This window comes from Nocardia transvalensis, assembly GCF_015477765.1.
GTDB classification, from domain to species: Bacteria; Actinomycetota; Actinomycetes; order Mycobacteriales; family Mycobacteriaceae; genus Nocardia; species Nocardia transvalensis_A.
Map to the genome: position 1 here is coordinate 54,299 of NZ_JADLQQ010000001.1, position 17,039 is coordinate 71,337.

Below are 17,039 nucleotides of genomic sequence, written 5' to 3' on the forward strand. Positions count from 1 at the left end.
CGGCTGTTGTGCAATGCCATTCGATATACGTCACCCCAGGGAGGAACCCCCATGCGGACGACGAAATACCCGGCGATCCTCGCACTGATCGCGAGCACGGTGATCGGTATCGCCCTGGCGTTGGTCGCGCCGTTCGACGCCTCGCGCACCGCGGCGGCCCCGCCCACCTCCGGCGGCACCAAGATCGCCTACTACACCCAGTGGTCGGTCTACCAGAACGCCTACTACCTGAAACATGTCGACACCACCGGCGTCGCAGGCAAACTCGATTACCTCAACTATGCCTTCGCCAATATCCATCCACAGGACCTCACCTGCTTCGAGGCGAACAAGGCGGCCAACCCGGACGAGAACGATCCGAACGCCGGCGACGGTGCGGGCGACTCCTACGCCGACTACGGCAAGACGTTCGACGCATCCTCCAGCGTCGACGGCACCGCCGACAAGTGGGATGACCCGATCGTCGGAAACTTCAAGCAACTCAAGCAACTCAAGGCGAAGCATCCGAAACTGAAGGTGCTGCTGTCCATCGGCGGCTGGACGTACTCGAAGTACTTCTCCGACGTCTCCGCCAGCGACGCCGCCCGTAAGAAGTTCGTCTCCTCCTGCATCGACATGTTCATCAAGGGCAATCTGCCCAAGCAGAACGGCTACGGCGGCCCCGGCACCGGCAAGGGTGTTTTCGACGGCTTCGATCTGGACTGGGAGTACCCGGGCGGCGGCGGCCACCTCGGCAACCATGCCTCCCCGGCCGATCGGGCCAACTTCACGCTCTTGACGGCGGAGTTCCGCAGGCAGTTGGACGAGCAGGGCACGGCCGACGGCAAGCGTTACGCGCTGACCGCCGCCGTCGCGGCCGGGCAGGACAAGATCCGCCACTACGAGACCGACAAACTGGGCCAGCATCTCGACCTGGTCAACCTCATGACCTACGACATGCACGGCGCGTGGGAAGCGAAGGGCCCGACCAACTTCCAGAATCCCATCTACAGCCGGCCCGACGACCCGATGACTCCGGTCCCGCCGGGCAACGACAAGTACAACATCGACGTAGCGGTCAAGGCGTGGATCACCGGCAACAGCGCCTACGGCATTCCCGGCGGCTTCCCGGCGAACAAGCTGACCCTCGGATTCCCGTTCTACTACCGAGGCTGGACGGGTGTGCCGGCGGGCAATGAACACGGACTCTTCCAGCCCGCGTCGGGACCGGCACCCGGTGCGCCGAATTCCGGGAACGTTCCGGGCGTGCGGATGTACAAGGAACTGGGCGGGACAGTCGACAATCCGCAGCGCACGTTCTTCGACAAGAAGGCGCAGGCCGCCTACTTCTACGACGGCACGAACTGGTGGACCGGCGACTCGCCCGAGGCCATCAAGGCCAAGGCCGATTACCTGCACTGCCGCGGACTCGGTGGGGCGATGATGTATTCGCTCGAGAGCCTGGATCCGCGCACGACACTGTTCAACGCGGTAGTCGACGCCGTCAACGGCAGCGCACCGAACTGCGACTCGCCGACGACGACAACCACACCGCCGACGACAACGACCACGACGGTGCCGCCGACGACAACGACAGTGCCGCCTACTACTACGCCTCCGACGACGACTCCGACCACGACCACCACACCGCCGACGACCACTCCGCCCACCACCACGCAGCCGCCCGGCGGCACCGGAGTAATCAACGGAGACTTCGAGTCCGGTGCCCTGTCCCCCTGGACCTGCACGGGCAATCTCGGCTCGATCGTCACCACCTCGGTCCACGGCGGCAAGTCGGCGTTGTCCGCCGCTCCGACCGACCGGGACACCGCCCAGTGCTCCCAGTCGGTCACCGTCGAACCGAACCGTCCCTACACGCTCTCGGCCTGGGTGAACGGCAACTACGTCTACCTCGGCGTCACCGACAGCGGCACCACCGACACCGCCAATTGGACCCAGTCCACCGGTGGTGCCTATCAACAGCTGTCGACCAAGTTCACCACCGGTCCCAGCACCACGAAGGTCACCGTCTGGCTTCACGGCTGGTACTCCCAGGGCGCCTATTACGCCGATGACGTCACGCTGAAGTAGGTCCTGCACGAAAGGGTGACCCCGGTCCGCGACTCGCCGTGCGGACCGGGGTTTCTTCGTCGCGCGACAGCGTTGCCGACGCCTGCGGAAATGCCCGAAGGGAAATACACCGATTTCACCTCTGTACCGGACATAGTGGACAAACTGACCGGAGCGGGGGTCCATGGAAGGCGGTGTGGAGTTGCTCGTGCGAATGCGGTCGCTCGACAGACGGCGGGCGGCGATCATGGCGGTCGGGACGGTCCTGTTGGTCCTGCTCACCTCGACAATCATCAGCGCCGGTCGCGGTGAGCCCTCGGGGCTGTCGCTGCGGGGCCTGCCGGAACGACGCCTCGGAGCGGCCGCGCTGGCGGGACTGGAATTGCGGGTGGACGCCCGCGGTCACGATCCACACACCATGCGGCTGACGCTCGACGATGCGACCGTGCCGGGCCGAGTCGACGGCGACGCGGTGGTCTATCGCCCCGGGCAGCTGAGCGATGGTAAGCACACCTTCGTCGCGGAGATCCCGCCCGACGGGCCGTTCAGATTCCTGCGAACCGGTCCGGGAACGTCGGCGACGTTCACGGTCGACACCGTGCCGCCGGAGCTGGACGTGGTTCAGCCGGACACCGTGGCCTCGTTCCGTCAGCCGGTGACGGTGCGCGGCACGGCGACCGGGGCCGAGCGCGTATCCCTCGGCACGCGGTCGGTGGTGCCGGGTTTGGACGGACGCTTCGAGATCTCGGTGCCGCGTGCGCCGGCCGGCGCCGAGGTGGTCGCGGTGGACGACGCGGGCAATACGACGGTCCGTGCGCTCAGCGCCGCCGTGGATCTTCGCGGGATGAAGGCGGTCCATGTCACGGCGCATGCATGGTCCTACGATCCGCTGCGCGAGGCCGTGCTCGAGCTGGCGCGGCAGGGCCGGATCAATACCGTGCAGCTCGACATCAAGGACGAGGACGGCGTCGTCGGCTACGACTCGCAGGTCCCGCTCGCCCGGGAATCGGGTGCGGTCGAACCGATCTACGACGCGCCCGCCACCCTGCGTCACCTGCACGACCTCGGGCTACGGGTGGTGGGGCGGATCGTGGCATTCCGCGACCCGGCCCTGGCAGGCTGGGCCTGGAACGCCGGCCACCACGACTGGGTGATCCAGAACCCGTCCGGACAGCCGTATTCCAGCAAGTACGGGCCCATCGCGTTCACCAATTTCGCCCATCCGGAGATCCGCGATTACAACATCGCCCTCGCGGTGGAGGCCGCCCGGCTCGGCTTCGACGGCATCATGTACGACTACGTCCGCCGCCCCGACGGCGACCTGTCCAGCATGCACTTCCCGGGCCTGATCGATACCCCGAGCGCCGCGGTTGCCGATTTCCTCCGGCAGAGCCGCGACCCGGTGCACGACGCGGGGGCTCATCTGAGCGCGGCCGTCTACGGCATCGCGGTCAATCGGCCCGAGCAGATCGCCCAGGACATTGCCGCCATCTCCCGCCACGTCGACTTCATCGCCCCGATGCTGTACCCCTCGCACTGGAACCCGGGCGAATACAACGTCCCCAACCCGAACGCCCAGCCCTACGACATCGTCCTGCGCTCCCTCCAAGATTTCCGCGCCCGCACCACCACCCCGATCATCCCGTGGCTGCAGGACTTCACCCTCGGCTACGCCTACAGCGACGCCGAGGTCGCCGCCCAGATCGAGGCCACCCACGCCGCCGGGATAGACAGCTTCTTCTTGTGGAGCCCGACGGTGACCTACCACGGTGGAGCCCTCGCCCCGAGCTGACCGCGATGGCCGCGGGCCCGGTCCCGGTGGACCGGGCCCGCGGTAGCTACCGGACCGGCATCACCTCGGCTCGCCGTCGGCGGTCAGAAGAACGACCCGCCACCGGCGCTGTGCACCGCCTGCCACGCGTACTGGGCGTTGTCGATGCAGCTGCCCACGACGTCGGGCGGATACTTGTCCCCGCAGGCATTTCGCATCTGCTCCAGGAACTGCCCGTCGATCCATTCCTTCGTCTCAGCCGTCGGGCTGAGCTTCAACGCGCCGTGGTTGCCGTAGTTGCGGTAACCGAAATCGTGCTGGAGACAGGCGTTGGCGAAGATGGGCTCGGTCGGCCCGCTGCAGCCATCCGTGCTCCAGTCGAACCGCGGATCCTTGGCAGCGTTGGCGAAGTCGTCGGCAGACATGTTCATGTAGTTGTCCGCGACAGCCCGCAGATCGTCCGCGGATGCCGAACCCGCCCCGACAACACCCGACAACACCGTCGCCGCGGCGGCAGCGGCAACGACAGCCGCCCGCGTGATCGGATTCCTCATTTGTGTCCTCCCCCGTTCATGGGTCTTTCAGTTGTCCCTAGCTTTGACGCAGCCCCTCCCGAATCGGTTCCCTGCCGACCACCGAAAGTTCGGAACCCCTCCCGCACCGATGAATTCGGTGAACGGACGAGGTCTACACCTACAGCCCACACACCTGTGAACACGGTCAGGGAGGACCCCATGAGCACCACAGCACTGCCGCCCGTCGTCGACACCGAGACCTGGCAGCGGGAACTCGACGCGCTGCGCCGCCGGGAGAAGGCCGCGACCCGCGAGCTCGACGCGATCGCCGCCCAGCGCCGCCGCCTGCCGATGGTCGAGATGCCCGACTACACCCTCGAGGGCGAGGAGGGACCGGTTCGGCTGGTGGACCTCTTCGGCGGCATGTCACAACTGATCGTCTACAACCACATGTGGTTCCCGGGCGAGCAGTGGCAATGCAGCGGCTGCACCGGATTCACCTCGCAGTTCACCCGATTGGAGTTCCTGACCAACTACGACGCCCGCTTCGTCATCGTCACCCAGGGCCCGATCGCCGAGGCCCTCGCCTACAAGCGCCGAGTCGGAAACAAGATGCCCTGGTACTCCACGGCACACAGCCCGTTCGGCACCGACGTCGGCGCCCCACCCGGCGGCGAATTCGCCATCAACGTCTTCCTCCGCACCAACAACACCGTCTACCGCACCTGGCACACCACCGGCCGCGGCGTAGAACAACTCAGCCACACCTTCCCCCTGATCGACCTACTCCCCTACGGCCGCCAGGAGGAATGGCAAGACTCCCCCGAGGGCTGGCCCAAGTCCCCCACCTACAGCCGCTGGAGCAGTTCCCAAGACATAGCCGCCGCCTACGGCGACCCGGATGCGTGACGGAACGACAAAGGCCCGGTCCGTGTGGACCGGGCCTTCGAGAGTGGAGCTGCCGGGAATCGAACCCGGGTCCTCCGCCGCTTCTCCAGGGCTTCTCCGTGTGCAGTTCGCTGTGCCTCTGCTCGGATCTCTCGGTCACGCGAACAAGCCGAGATGACGATCCCAGTCGCTGTGTGGTGTCCCGTCCGTCTCCGCGACCGAGGCGGACGGTGAGCCCTCTAGCTGATGCCAGGGACCGGGCCGAGGGCGAACCCGGGCTGACAGACACGCTCTACTGCTTAGGCAGCGAGAGCGTAGTCGCGCTGAACTTTAGAGTCGGCGCTTATTTGGTTACAGCGACGCTTACGGTGGTCTCCTGCCTGCACCGACACGCTTCCCCTGAATCGACGTACGCAGTCGAAACCGTTCAGCCCCGTCTGTGTTATCGAATCAGATGACCCCGGCCAGTGGCCGGGCTGTCCATACTAACACCCGTTGTTGACGGTTCATTCCACCGCCGGACACCAGCTGCGACGTGGTCTGCGTCACGCGCCCGGCCCCCTCGTCCCCTAGTCTGGGACCGCTCGATCCGAGTTCCGAATGTCCGGTCCGGAATGTTCATGGATGGGCTCTGACCTCGCCTTTCTTCTCTTCTCATGGAAATTGAGGTCGGCGGTGCCGCGATGAAGTTCCTAGATTCGAATCGCGTCGGCATCTCATCGACGGAGGGGAGATGAGATGCCGGCGGTCGGACATCATGCCGTGGCGATCAGAGCGACCGAGCCCAGTGCCAGCACCATGCCGATCTGTTGTAGCGGGCCCACCCGCTCGCCCAGCAGCACCATCGCCAGCAGGACCGTCGCCGCCGGATACAGCGAGCCGATCACGCTCACCAGCGACAGCATCGAGCCGTGAAAGGCGTAGAGCATGGCCACGTTGGCGATGACGTCCAGCACGCTCACGTAGGCCGCCAGCCGCAGCGGCTTACCGGTCGGCGCATGGAAATGCCCAGTGGCCAGGGCCGCGACCCACACGACGACGGTCGCGGCCAGACGCGAGGACACCAGCGGCCACAGGCCCGCCGGTCCGGCCGCCTCGTGCAGGAAGACGAACGCGAAGCCGAAGGCGATGCCCGAGCCCACGGTGAGCAGCGCGACCCGGCGGTCGAAGCGCAGTTCGCGCCCGCCGGTGATCTCCTCGGTGACGGCGTCGGGCGATTCCTTGCTGACCAGGACCACCGCCACCAGCGCGCAGCCGATGCCGACGTAGGCGGCCGGATTGGCGCGCTCGCCCGAGACCAACCCGATCACCACCGGAACTCCGGCGACCAGCACCGCGGTCAGGGGCGACACCACCGCCATCGGACCGGTCGCCAGCGCGGCGTAGAACCACCACACGGCCAGTCCGCTGGCCACACCCGCCGCGGCGCCCCAGCCGAGCGCTGCCATATCCACCTGGGCGTGGACCAACGGCGCGATTGCGGCCATGAGCAGCACCGACAGGGGGTAGGAAACGATGACGATGCGCAGGGCGGCGACCCGGCGTGAGGCCACCCCGCCCACGAAGTCGCTGACCCCGTACCCGAGGGCCGCCACCAGCGCCAGCAGCAGCGCCGTCACTTCATGCCCTTTACCCGCCGGCCGAGCTCGCGCGTCACCTCCCGCTCCGCGGTGCGACGAGCCAGATCCTGGCGCTTGTCGTAGTCCTGCTTACCCTTGGCCAGGGCCAGCTCGACCTTCACCTTGCCGTCGGAGAAGTACATCGACAGCGGCACCAACGTCTGCGAGGTCTCCTTCGTCTTACCAGTGAGCTTGTCGATCTCGCGGCGATGCAGCAGCAGTTTGCGGGTGCGTCGCGGGGCGTGGTTGGTCCAGGTTCCGTGCCCGTACTCGGGGATGTGCAGCCCGCGCAGCCACACCTCCCCGTCGTCGATGGTGGCGTAGGCGTCCACCAGCGACGCCTTACCCTCGCGCAGGCTCTTCACTTCGGTACCGACCAGCGCGACCCCGGCCTCATAGGTCTCCAGGATCGTGTAATTGTGCCGCGCCTTCCGGTTGGTGGCGATGACCTTGCGCCCCTTCTCCTTCATGTTCCCTTCTCTACACCGTTTGCCCGGCCGGGAGGCATCCACGCTCCCGCCGGGGCCAGTCCCGTTCCCACCGCACCGCCCAACCCGCGTCACCCGGGCCGGAATGCCCAACCAGCTTACGGATCCCCCTGCCGCCACCCCGGCACCAGTCAACGGCGCCGGGACCAACTTTCTTCCGGCACGATCACCCGGCGGTCGGGCGGCAGGGTCAGGTGTGGTCGCGCGGGTCCAGGATCACCTGGGCGCCCGGGGTGGCGGCGACCTGGAGGGTGCGCAGGTGCAGCAGGGCGGGGTTCTCCCGCAGGAGGCGGGCGGTGTTGGCCAGCGAGCGCAGGGCCGCGGCCTCGGCGCGGGCCCGCTCCAGGTCGGCGCGGCCGCGCTCCTTGGCCAGCACCGTCTCCAGGGCGGCCTTGCGCAGCTCGCCCGGCAGCATCAAGTCACGCGCGCGCACGTTCGACACCTGGATTCCGAGGTCGGTGACCGCAGCGGCCACCTCGGCGGTGCCGGTCAGCAGGGTGCGGTCGGCGAGCAGATCGTCGAGGGTGTGTGCGGCGACCTTGTCGCGAGCAACCTCCTGCACCGCGGCATAGAGCACCGACTCGGAGTACTGGGCGCCGGTGGTGAAGGCGACCGGGTCGGTGACCGTCCAGTTCACCGTGAAGCTGGCCCGCAGCGACAGGCCGTCGCGGGTGAGGAGTTCCTGCCCGGTGACCTGCAGCTGACGCGGGCGCATGTCGATCTCGACCAGCGTGCAGCGACGCCGGTCGTAGCGGTGACGGCCCGGCTCGAGCACCTTGTCGAGCTTGCCGTCGCGATACAGCAGCGTGCGCTGCCAATCCATGACAGTGGTGTGCATGACCGAACTCCTTCCCCCACTCGGTGGCCGACACGGATGCGTCCTGCCCGGTCGCGCCGACGCGGCGGGAGCATCCTCCGCCGAGGCGGAGAGCCCGCAGGGCCGTGCCGGCGCATCCGACCGGAGCAGGACGCATCGAAAGGGATTCGAACCCCGACAGACTGAAAGGTCTGTGCCAACCAGAATGGCTGGTCGCCCGAGACGGGGTACGCGGTCCGGAGATTCCGGTGCGCCCCTGGCTGCGACCGAAGACAACGGTAGACAACCGGCCTCGGGCGCGCGAGCGATTTTCTAGCCGCCCGGACGGATCTGGAGGTAGAGCACCAGAACGGCGATGAAGATCAGCACCAGCACCACGGTGGACGCCCGCGGCCTGCCCCGGACCCGGCTGGCATGCGGGCGCAACCACCCGACGTCCACCGATCCATCGATCGGGCGGCCGCTCCGGGCGGCGACATCCGGCGCCTCACCGCCGCGGGAGTCGGAGGACTCGTCAGTGCGATCGTCGTCGAACACGCGGGCTACCCACCCGGCCGAATCTGCAGATAGAGGACGAACAGCGCGACCCAGGCCGACATCAGCAGCAGGGTCGACACACGCGGCCCACCCAGCAGTTTTCGTGACCACAGCCGGTGTCTGCGGACCGGCGGGTCTGCCTCCGCCGCCCGGGGCTGTGGCGGCTGGGACACCGTAAAGGTGCTCCGATCCGTCGGCAGACCGTCCCCGCGGATCACCTCGTCGTCACCGAGCGCCATATTCAAACGGTACCCGGATAGGTGACTGTTATAAACGCAGTTCACACCGCGTACCGCCGCCCCGGCAAACCGGTCAATTGTCCATTTCGCCCTGTTGCCGCCGGAACGCCTTCCGACACAGGTCTTCTCGACCTCGGGCAGAGCTCACGGGGCTCAGTATCTGTCGTCCGGCGGCGGTTCGAAATCCCAATCCGGCGGCGGTTCGTGATCCCACTGCGCCGGTTCCGGAATATCGGCTGCCTGGGCGGACCGGGAATTCGATGCCGGAGCAGGTGCGGGTCGCGCTGCCGACGACTTGGTCGGCGGTGTGGCGCGAGGATCGGCGGATGCGGGCGAGGCACCCTCGGACGCAACGACTTCCAGCACGCCCTCGCCGTATTTGGCGCGCTTGTTCTCACCCACACCACCGATGGATCCGAGTTCGGCGAGCGTGGCGGGCTTGCGGGTCGCGATCTCGCGCAGGGTGGCATCGTGGAAGACGACGTAGGCGGGCACACCCTGTTCCTTGGCGACCGAGGCACGCCAGGCCCGCAGGCGCTCGAACAGATCGGCGTCGCCGGGGGCGAGGTCGGCGGCGGCGAGGCGAGATGCCTTGGCCCGCGGGGCCTTTGCGACCTTGGCGCGCTCCGGCTCGCGGCGCAGCATCACCTTTCGGCCACGGAACAGCACGTCGTCGCTGGCCTCGGTGAGGGTGAGCACACCGTAATCGCCGTGCACCGCCAGCAGCCCCTGGGCGAGCAGCTGGCGGATCACCCCACGCCATTCGGTATCGCGCAGATCGCCGCCGACGCCGAATACCTTCAGCTCGTTGTGGTTGTGCTGCAGCACCTTCGGATTCGACTTGCCGAGCAGGATGTCGATGATGTGACCCGCGCCGAAGCTCTGACCGCGTTCGCGTTTCAACCGCAGCACCGCCGACAGCACCTTCTGGGCCGCGACGGTGCCGTCCCAGGATTCGGGCGGGGTCAGACAGGTATCGCAATTGCCGCACGGCTCGCCGCGCTGACCGAAGTAGGCCAGCAGCTGGGTACGGCGGCACTGCACGGTCTCACACAGCGCGAGCATGGCGTCCAAGTGCAGCTGCAGCTGCCGCCGGTGCGCGGCGTCGCCCTCGGAGGAGTCGATCAGTTTGCGCTGCTGCACGACGTCGTTGAGGCCGTAGACCATCCACGCGGTGGACGGCAGGCCGTCCCGCCCGGCGCGGCCGGTCTCCTGGTAGTAGCCCTCCACCGATTTGGGCAGGTCGAGGTGGGCCACGAAGCGTACGTCGGGTTTGTCGATCCCCATGCCGAAGGCGATGGTCGCGACCACCACCAGCCCGTCCTCGCGCAGGAAGCGGGCCTGGTTGGTGGCCCGCGTCCGATTGTCGAGTCCGGCGTGATACGGCACCGCCGGAACACCGTTGCGGCTGAGGAATTCGGCGGTCTTCTCCACCGAATTGCGGGACAGGCAGTACACGATGCCCGCATCGCCCGGGTGTTCGGCGCGGATGAAGGCCAGCAACTGCTGCTCGGGCCGATTCTTCGGTTCGATCCGATACTGGATATTGGGCCGGTCGAAGCTGGCGACGAAATGCCGGGCGCCCGTCAGGTCCAGGCGTTCGGCGATTTCGACGCGCGTGGCCTCGGTCGCGGTGGCGGTGAGCGCAATGCGCGGCACATCGGGCCAGCGCTCGTGCAGCACCGACAGCGCCAGGTAGTCGGGCCGGAAGTCGTGACCCCACTGGGAGACGCAGTGCGCCTCGTCGATGGCGAACACCGACACCTTCGCCCGATCCAGCAGTTGCATGGTCGATTCGATACGCAACCGCTCCGGGGCGAGGTAGAGCAGATCGAGCTCCCCGGCGAGGAACTGCGCCTCCACCGCCCGCCGCTGGTCGGGGAACTGGGTCGAATTCAGGAAGCCCGCGCGCACACCGAGCGCGGTGAGCGCATCGACCTGATCCTGCATGAGCGCGATCAGCGGTGAGATCACCACACCCACTCCCGGCCGTACCAGCGCCGGGATCTGGTAGCACAGCGATTTACCGCCGCCGGTCGGCATCAGGACCAGCGCATCACCGCCCGAGACGACCTGATCGACGATCTCGCGCTGTAACCCCCGGAAGGTGTCGTAGCCGAACACACGCCGTAGAACCTGGTGTGCCGCATCGGATTCCACGCCCGCACCGGGCTGATCGGCTGTCGTCTCGAGCGTCTCCGGGGAACTCACTCTGGCCATCCTACGGATCTCCGCTCCCCGCGAAACCCCCATCCGCACAGCCGCACCCTTTGTCGGCAAACGCACCCTCTACGACCACAAAAGACCAGGCCGCTCCGTCGACCCGCGGTTCGCTGCCGTCCGGTTTCGGCGGCTGCAGCGGGGTCGTCCTGTTCGAGAAGCACCTTGCCTGAGCGTTATTCGCGCACGTAGTAGCGCAGGGTGCCGTAGGCGGTGAGAGCCGCGAAGGCGATGCCCACCGGGAAGATCGTCATCGCGACCACGCCGATGTCGTCGCCGGTGATGCGCGGGAACACCCTGGAGTTGAACAGGTCGCCGAGGGCCCGGTCGATCACCAGCGGGCGGGCGATCAGCAGGCCCGCGATGGCCAGCACCGAACCGGCCAGCGCCGCCACCACCGCCTCCAGCAGGAACGGCAGCTGGGTGTACCAGCGGGTGGCACCCACCAGGCGCATGATGCCGACCTCGGTGCGCCGGGTGAACGCCGCGATCTGCACCATGTTCGCGATCAGCAGCAGCGCCGCCAGCGCCTGCAGCACCGCCAGTCCGAACGCCGCGTTGCGCAGGCCGTCGAACAGGCTTACCAGCCGGTCCACGATGGCCTTGTCGTTGCGCACGGTCCACACACCGGGACGCCCCTGGAACTTGGCGAGGATCTGCTGGTACTGGTCGCCATCGGTCATCTTCACCCGCAGTGAGGCGGGCAGCGGGGTCTGGCTCACGTAATGGGCCAGCTCCGGCTGATCCTTGAAGGTCTTCTCCTTGGCCTCACGGATGGCGTCGTCGCGGTTGAGGAACTGCACGGTCACCACGCCGGAGGTGTTCCGCAGATCCGACATCAAGGTCTTGCACGGATCCTTCGCGCAGTCCGGATCCGAGGCCGACACATCCTCGGTCAGATACAGCCGCACCTCCAGCCGGTCCATGAAGTACTGCTCGGTCTTATCGGCCATCCGCACCGCCAGCAGGCCGCCGCCGAGCATGGTCAGCGATACCGCGGTGGTCAGGATCATCGCGACGGTCATGGTGACGTTGCGGCGCAGCCCGTTGAAGACCTCGCCGAACAGGAAGCTGGCGCGCATTACCGGCCCACCCCGTACACACCGGTGGCCTCGTCACGCACCAGCCTCCCCCTGTCCAGCTCCACCACCCGCCGGCGCATCGCGTCGACGATGTGGTTGTCGTGGGTCGCCATGAGCACCGTGGTGCCCGTGCGGTTGATGCGCTCCAGCAGCGTCATGATGTCCTGACTGGTCTCGGGGTCGAGGTTGCCGGTGGGCTCGTCGGCCAGCAACACCAGCGGCCGGTTCACGAATGCGCGCGCGAGGGCCACCCGCTGCTGTTCGCCGCCGGACAGCTCGCTCGGCAGCCGGTCGGATTTCCCGGACAGCCCGACCAGGTCCAGCGCCTCCGGCACCGCACGGTTGATGAACTTGCGGTTCTTGCCGATCACCTCCAGCGCGAATGCCACATTCTGCTCGACGGTCTTCTGCTGCAGCAGCCGGAAATCCTGGAATACGCAGCCGATGCGCTGACGCAGTTTGGGCACCTTGCGGCCGGGTAACCGGTCCACCCGGAAATCGGCGACGTGCACCTCACCGGTGGTCGGCTTCTCCTCTTTCAGCAACAGCCGCATGAACGTCGACTTGCCCGAACCGGACGGTCCGATGATGAAGACGAACTCGCCCTTGCCGACCTCGACGGAAACATTGTCCAGCGCGGGTCGCGTCGAGGTCTTGTAGGACTTGGTGACGTTCCGCAGGGTGATCACGGGGAGCCAGTGTAGCCAGCGAATCCGGCGCGTCCCCGTGACCACACTCCGCGGAGGTGATTTGTCACAGTTACGCCGCAGCCACCTCAGCGGCCAGGGGTCGGCGTAACCACGGATTTCGTCACGATATTCGCGATCGGGGAGTAACCCGCTTGCGTCACCGTAGTGGGCTTGACGAACAGATACAGCACAAACGTGGCGACCCAGACAGCGATCAGGATCGCCGTCGACTTACGCGGTTTCACTCATTCCCTCCCGGCGCAAGGCCGCGGCCACCCGTACACGCAGCTCGCGCCCGACCTCGAATTGTTTGCCTGGCAACGTCCGGGCGACCATTCTGATGTTCATCTGGTCGACCGTGAAGTTCTCGAGACCCATGACGGTGGGTTCGTCCAGCAGCAGCGATTTCAGCCTGCGGTCCTGGTACGCCTTGGTTCCCACGTCGTGCAGGATCTCGTTGACCCTGTTGATATCGGCGCTCGCCGGCACCGGAACGTCGATCGCGGCACGCGCCCAATCCTTCGACAGATTGGTGACTTTCACGATCTGGCCGTTCGGCACCGTGATCACCTCACCGTCGGCGTTGCGTAGGGTGGTGATCCGCAACGTGACGTCCTCCACCGTACCTTCGGCGGGGTCGGCCTGTCCGGTGACTGCGATGCGCACCACATCACCGAATCCGTACTGCCGCTCGGTGATGAGGAAGAACCCGGCCAGCAGGTCCTGTACCACGCGCTGGGCGCCGAAACCGAGGGCGGCACCCAGGACCGCGGCCGGTGCGACCAATCCGCCGAGTTCGAAACCGAAGCGGCGCAATACTTCCAGGCCCACCAGGAAGTACACGACAGACAGCACCACCCAGGTAACGACCTGCGCCAGCGCGTGCCGATGCTTGGCCGCCTCCGAGCGCACCAGCGAGTCGCTGCTCTGGAAGCCCGCATCGATCTTGTGGGTGATCTTGTCCCGCACGAAGGTTGCGAACCGGCTGAACAGCACGGCGCTGAGGATGTACAGGACGACCTCCAGCCCGGGCCCGCGCAGCCAGGTGGTGGCGTCACCGTTGATTCCGAGCGCGAGATCGGCGGTCATCGACACACCCGCTTCGGTGCCTCGTCCGTACCGCCCGGAATCATCGCGCCGCCGAAATACACGCCTGTCAGGCTACTACGGCGCAGCAGGCAATCAAACGCTGTGATTGCGCCGTGATCGTCGGCGTGGCGGTGCTGTAAACGCTTCACGAAAGGACGAATAGACGCTGCGCCGACCGCTAATCCCATTTTGTTGTGATCCGGTTTGCCGCAGCCCGATCACTGCTCGGCGCCCTGGCGCATCCGCCAGCGGATCCCCTCCTCGATGAACCCGTCGATATCGCCGTCGAGGACCGCGGTCGGGTTGTTGACCTCGTAGTTGGTCCGCAGATCCTTCACCATCTGGTACGGGTGCAGCACGTAGGAGCGCATCTGGTTGCCCCACGACGCGCCCTCGGTGGTCTTGAGCGCGTCCAGTTCGGCGCGCTCCTCCTGCCGCTTGCGCTCGAGCAGTTTGGCCTGCAGCACGCGCATGGCCGACACCTTGTTCTGCAGCTGCGACTTCTCGTTCTGACAGGTGACGACGATGCCGGTGGGCACGTGGGTGATGCGGACCGCGGAGTCGGTGGTGTTGACGCTCTGACCACCGGGACCCGAGGAGCGGTAGACGTCCACGCGGATCTCCGACTCCGGAATCTCGATGTGGTCGGTCTGCTCGACCACCGGCAGCACCTCGACCTCGGCGAAGGAGGTCTGGCGACGGCCCTGGTTGTCGAAGGGGCTGATCCGGACCAGGCGGTGGGTGCCCATCTCCACCGACAGGGTGCCGTAGGCGTAGGGCACCTTGACCGCGAAGGTGGCGCTCTTGATGCCCGCCTCCTCGGCGTAGGAGGTGTCGTAGATCTCGACGGGGTACTTGTGCCGCTCGGCCCAGCGGACGTACATGCGCATCAGCATCTGCGCCCAGTCGGCGGCGTCGACGCCACCCGCGCCGGAACGGATGTTGACCAGCGCCTCGCGCTTGTCGTATTCGCCCGACAGCAGCGTGCGCACCTCCATCGCCTCCACGTCGGCGTGCAGGGCGGAGCGCTCGGCCTCGGCGTCGGCCAGGGCGGCGGCGCGGGCGTCACCCTCCTCGCCCTCGGCCAGTTCGTAGAGGACCGGCAGGTCCTCCAGGCGCTGGCGCAGCTCGGTGACCCGGCGCAGCTCACCCTGCGCGTGCGAGAGCTCGCTGGTGACCCGCTGCGCATGCTCCTGGTCGTTCCAGAGGTCCGGATCGGCGGCCTGATGTTCGAGTTCGTCGATGCGGCGGCGCAATTCGTCGACATCGAGCACCGACTCGACGGTCTTCAAGGTGGTGTCGAGTTCGGCGAGATCGGCGGAGACGTCAGGATGCACGATGGTCCAATCTACCGGTGAGCGTCGATGCGGTGAAATACGCCGAGGATGCTTTCGTCGAGCTCAGGCCGACACGGCACGCAACCCGCCCGGTTGCCGTCCGATCAACCGGTCCAGGGCGGCCGCGGTGGCGTCGTCGGCAGGCAGATGAACGAGGATGTGCTGGTCGTCGTCGGCGGACAGGTCCAGCCGCTCGTAGGCCAGCCGCAGCAGCCCGGCCTCGGGGTGGTTCAGCCGGGTGATACCCGAGGAATCGGGCTGCCCGGAGATGGTTCTCAGCCGCCGGCTGAATTCCTCGCCCGCCAGCAATGTCAGCTCGTCGACCAGGGCCGCTACCAGCGGATCGGATCGCACCGGACCCTGTTTGAGCGTCCGGACCTCCTTGTCGGCGCGCTTCTCCCAATCGGGATAGGCATCGCGGGCCCGCGGGTCGGTGAACAGGTAGTGCGGGAAGCTGGCGGGCAGACCGCCGTCCAGTAATCCGGTGGCCTCCATGAGGCGCCGATAGCCACCGGTGAAAGCCAGCACCTCGCCCAGCCGATTGAATACGGCCGCGGGCGTGGGGTCGAGCTGATCGAGAATGGCCCAGACCGCGGGGCGGACGATGCGGGTCGGGACCGTCCCGAGGCAGTGGAATCCGGGATCGGCCGCCTTGACCAGGGAATACAGATGTATCCGCTGGCTCGGCGTCATGCGCAACGCCTCGGCGAGGGCCGACAGCACGGCGGACGAGGGATGGCGGTCACGGCCCTGTTCGAGTCGGATCACGTACTCCACGCTCACCCCGGCCATGGTCGCCAGCTCGGCACGGCGCAGACCGGGTGTGCGACGACGCGGCCCGGCGGGCAGCCCGACATCCGCCGGGGTCACCGACTCGCGCAGTGTGCGCAGGTACAGCCCCAGCTCGTTGTCGCTCACTGTACCCATGGCCCGCTCGCAAGCTCGCTCATGGTTCGACGGTAGCAACGCCGGAGGAACCGAGGGTGGCCCTGCTACTACCACTCTCACGGCGGACTCCCTCACGAACGCGGCGGCGCGCAAAGTCGAACGCACGGTGCACAACTGCCTCGAAGGAGATCGAAATGTCCAGCACTCTGCGTCTCGCCGTGATCATCGCCAGCGTCCGGGACGGCCGATTCGGTCCGGTGGTCGCCAACTGGTTCGCCGACCAGGCTCGCGCGCACGGCGCATTCGATGTCGATGTGATCGATCTGGCCGAGTTCCCGCTACCCACGGCCCTGCCCGCGATCCCGCTGCGCATGGACCCCCATCCGCCCCGCCCCGACGGGACGGCCGAGCTCACCCGGCGGCTGGACCGGGCCGATGCGATGGTGATCGTCACCCCGGACATCAACCGCAGCTACCCGGCCTCGCTGAAGACCGCCATCGACTGGCACGCCGCCGAATGGGATCGCAAGACCATCGGTTTCGTCGGCTACAGCGGCGCGAGCGGTGGGCTGCTCGCCATCGAGCACCTGCGTCAGGTCTTCAACGAACTCGATGCACACACCGTCCGCGACTACGTGTCCTTTCCGCGCTACTACCAGCTGTTCGACGCCGACGGCAGACTGCACGACCCCGCCGACGCCGAGGCCGCGGCCGACTCGATGCTCGATCAGCTGCACTGGTGGGCGAGCGCACTGGCGGCGGCGCGCGAGGGGGTGGGCTCGGCGTCCGAGCAGGCTGCCTGATGACCGGC

Annotated in this window: 17 protein-coding genes and 1 other RNA gene; 4 read left to right on the forward strand and 14 right to left on the reverse strand. The window is 67.1% G+C overall.

The genetic code is table 11. The features are described from left to right. Positions 1 to 51: 51 nt before the first annotated feature. Both IU452_RS00320 and IU452_RS00325 read left to right on the forward strand, forming a co-directional pair. Entirely contained in the window at positions 52 to 2,070 is a 2,019-nt protein-coding gene (locus IU452_RS00320; RefSeq protein WP_195106830.1) for a glycosyl hydrolase family 18 protein, read from the forward strand. A gap of 175 nt (positions 2,071 to 2,245) precedes the next feature. Beyond that, entirely contained in the window at positions 2,246 to 3,841 is a 1,596-nt protein-coding gene (locus IU452_RS00325; protein ID WP_324192364.1) for a putative glycoside hydrolase, read from the forward strand. 83 nt (positions 3,842 to 3,924) lie between these two features. Here IU452_RS00325 and IU452_RS00330 read toward each other — a convergent pair whose 3' ends face one another. Beyond that, on the reverse strand, positions 3,925 to 4,374 hold the full coding sequence (locus IU452_RS00330; RefSeq protein WP_195106831.1) for a phospholipase A2: 450 nt from the start codon (positions 4,372 to 4,374) through the stop codon (positions 3,925 to 3,927). Between the two features lie 180 nt (positions 4,375 to 4,554). Between IU452_RS00330 and IU452_RS00335 the strand changes: the two genes are divergently transcribed. Then, positions 4,555 to 5,244: a DUF899 domain-containing protein gene (locus IU452_RS00335; RefSeq protein ID WP_195106832.1), complete on the forward strand. Its 690-nt coding sequence runs from the start codon at positions 4,555 to 4,557 to the stop codon at positions 5,242 to 5,244. A gap of 41 nt (positions 5,245 to 5,285) precedes the next feature. Here IU452_RS00335 and ssrA read toward each other — a convergent pair. The 13 genes from ssrA to IU452_RS00400 all read right to left on the reverse strand — a co-directional run bounded on the left by ssrA (position 5,286) and on the right by IU452_RS00400 (position 16,267). Next, positions 5,286 to 5,658: a transfer-messenger RNA gene (ssrA, locus tag IU452_RS00340) on the reverse strand. Positions 5,659 to 5,978: 320 nt separating this feature from the next. Then, positions 5,979 to 6,842, reverse strand: a complete 864-nt coding sequence (locus tag IU452_RS00345) for an EamA family transporter (RefSeq protein ID WP_195106833.1) — start codon at positions 6,840 to 6,842, stop codon at positions 5,979 to 5,981. After that, positions 6,839 to 7,312, reverse strand: a complete 474-nt coding sequence (gene smpB, locus IU452_RS00350) for an SsrA-binding protein SmpB (RefSeq protein ID WP_195106834.1) — start codon at positions 7,310 to 7,312, stop codon at positions 6,839 to 6,841. Before smpB ends, IU452_RS00345 begins: the two co-directional genes overlap by 4 nt. A gap of 208 nt (positions 7,313 to 7,520) precedes the next feature. Beyond that, complete coding sequence (locus IU452_RS00355) at positions 7,521 to 8,168, reverse strand: slipin family protein (protein WP_195106835.1); 648 nt, start codon at positions 8,166 to 8,168, stop codon at positions 7,521 to 7,523. 291 nt (positions 8,169 to 8,459) lie between these two features. Then, a complete protein-coding gene (locus IU452_RS00360) occupies positions 8,460 to 8,684 on the reverse strand; it encodes a hypothetical protein (RefSeq protein WP_195106836.1) in 225 nt (74 codons plus the stop codon). A gap of 5 nt (positions 8,685 to 8,689) precedes the next feature. Further along, positions 8,690 to 8,923 (reverse strand): hypothetical protein, encoded by a 234-nt coding sequence (locus tag IU452_RS00365; protein WP_195106837.1) that lies wholly within the window; start codon positions 8,921 to 8,923, stop codon positions 8,690 to 8,692. A gap of 153 nt (positions 8,924 to 9,076) precedes the next feature. After that, positions 9,077 to 11,134, reverse strand: coding sequence for a DNA helicase RecQ (recQ, locus tag IU452_RS00370; protein ID WP_416382253.1), 2,058 nt, complete (start codon positions 11,132 to 11,134; stop codon positions 9,077 to 9,079). Positions 11,135 to 11,319: 185 nt separating this feature from the next. After that, positions 11,320 to 12,225, reverse strand: a complete 906-nt coding sequence (gene ftsX / locus IU452_RS00375) for a permease-like cell division protein FtsX (protein WP_195106839.1) — start codon at positions 12,223 to 12,225, stop codon at positions 11,320 to 11,322. Beyond that, positions 12,225 to 12,914 carry a cell division ATP-binding protein FtsE gene (ftsE, locus tag IU452_RS00380; protein WP_195106840.1) on the reverse strand — a complete coding sequence of 230 codons (690 nt, stop codon included), beginning with the start codon at positions 12,912 to 12,914 and terminating at the stop codon, positions 12,225 to 12,227. The genes ftsX and ftsE overlap by 1 nt, the downstream gene beginning before the upstream one ends. Before the next feature lie 86 nt (positions 12,915 to 13,000). Continuing rightward, positions 13,001 to 13,159, reverse strand: coding sequence for a hypothetical protein (locus tag IU452_RS00385; protein WP_195106841.1), 159 nt, complete (start codon positions 13,157 to 13,159; stop codon positions 13,001 to 13,003). Then, entirely contained in the window at positions 13,146 to 14,003 is an 858-nt protein-coding gene (locus tag IU452_RS00390; RefSeq protein WP_195106842.1) for a mechanosensitive ion channel family protein, read from the reverse strand. The genes IU452_RS00385 and IU452_RS00390 overlap by 14 nt, the downstream gene beginning before the upstream one ends. A 218-nt stretch (positions 14,004 to 14,221) precedes the next feature. Continuing rightward, the gene (gene prfB, locus IU452_RS00395) at positions 14,222 to 15,340 is read right to left on the reverse strand and encodes a peptide chain release factor 2 (RefSeq protein WP_195106843.1); all 1,119 of its coding nucleotides are present in this window, start codon (positions 15,338 to 15,340) and stop codon (positions 14,222 to 14,224) included. Positions 15,341 to 15,403: 63 nt separating this feature from the next. Then, positions 15,404 to 16,267 carry a helix-turn-helix domain-containing protein gene (locus IU452_RS00400; RefSeq protein WP_228816252.1) on the reverse strand — a complete coding sequence of 288 codons (864 nt, stop codon included), beginning with the start codon at positions 16,265 to 16,267 and terminating at the stop codon, positions 15,404 to 15,406. A gap of 155 nt (positions 16,268 to 16,422) precedes the next feature. Between IU452_RS00400 and IU452_RS00405 the strand changes: the two genes are divergently transcribed. After that, complete coding sequence (locus IU452_RS00405) at positions 16,423 to 17,031, forward strand: NAD(P)H-dependent oxidoreductase (protein WP_195106844.1); 609 nt, start codon at positions 16,423 to 16,425, stop codon at positions 17,029 to 17,031. Positions 17,032 to 17,039: the final 8 nt, after the last annotated feature.

Excerpts from the sequence above, each read along its gene's own strand:
- IU452_RS00390 (WP_195106842.1), bottom strand. The coding sequence starts at position 14,003 with ATGACCGCCGATCTCGCGCTCGGAATCAACGGTGACGCCACCACCTGG.
- IU452_RS00355 (WP_195106835.1), bottom strand. The coding sequence starts at position 8,168 with ATGCACACCACTGTCATGGATTGGCAGCGCACGCTGCTGTATCGCGAC.
- ftsX (WP_195106839.1), bottom strand. The coding sequence starts at position 12,225 with ATGCGCGCCAGCTTCCTGTTCGGCGAGGTCTTCAACGGGCTGCGCCGC.
- IU452_RS00365 (WP_195106837.1), bottom strand. The coding sequence starts at position 8,923 with ATGGCGCTCGGTGACGACGAGGTGATCCGCGGGGACGGTCTGCCGACG.
- IU452_RS00335 (WP_195106832.1), top strand. The coding sequence starts at position 4,555 with ATGAGCACCACAGCACTGCCGCCCGTCGTCGACACCGAGACCTGGCAG.
- IU452_RS00330 (WP_195106831.1), bottom strand. The coding sequence starts at position 4,374 with ATGAGGAATCCGATCACGCGGGCGGCTGTCGTTGCCGCTGCCGCCGCG.
- IU452_RS00405 (WP_195106844.1), top strand. The coding sequence starts at position 16,423 with ATGTCCAGCACTCTGCGTCTCGCCGTGATCATCGCCAGCGTCCGGGAC.
- smpB (WP_195106834.1), bottom strand. The coding sequence starts at position 7,312 with ATGAAGGAGAAGGGGCGCAAGGTCATCGCCACCAACCGGAAGGCGCGG.
- IU452_RS00320 (WP_195106830.1), top strand. The coding sequence starts at position 52 with ATGCGGACGACGAAATACCCGGCGATCCTCGCACTGATCGCGAGCACG.
- IU452_RS00400 (WP_228816252.1), bottom strand. The coding sequence starts at position 16,267 with ATGGGTACAGTGAGCGACAACGAGCTGGGGCTGTACCTGCGCACACTG.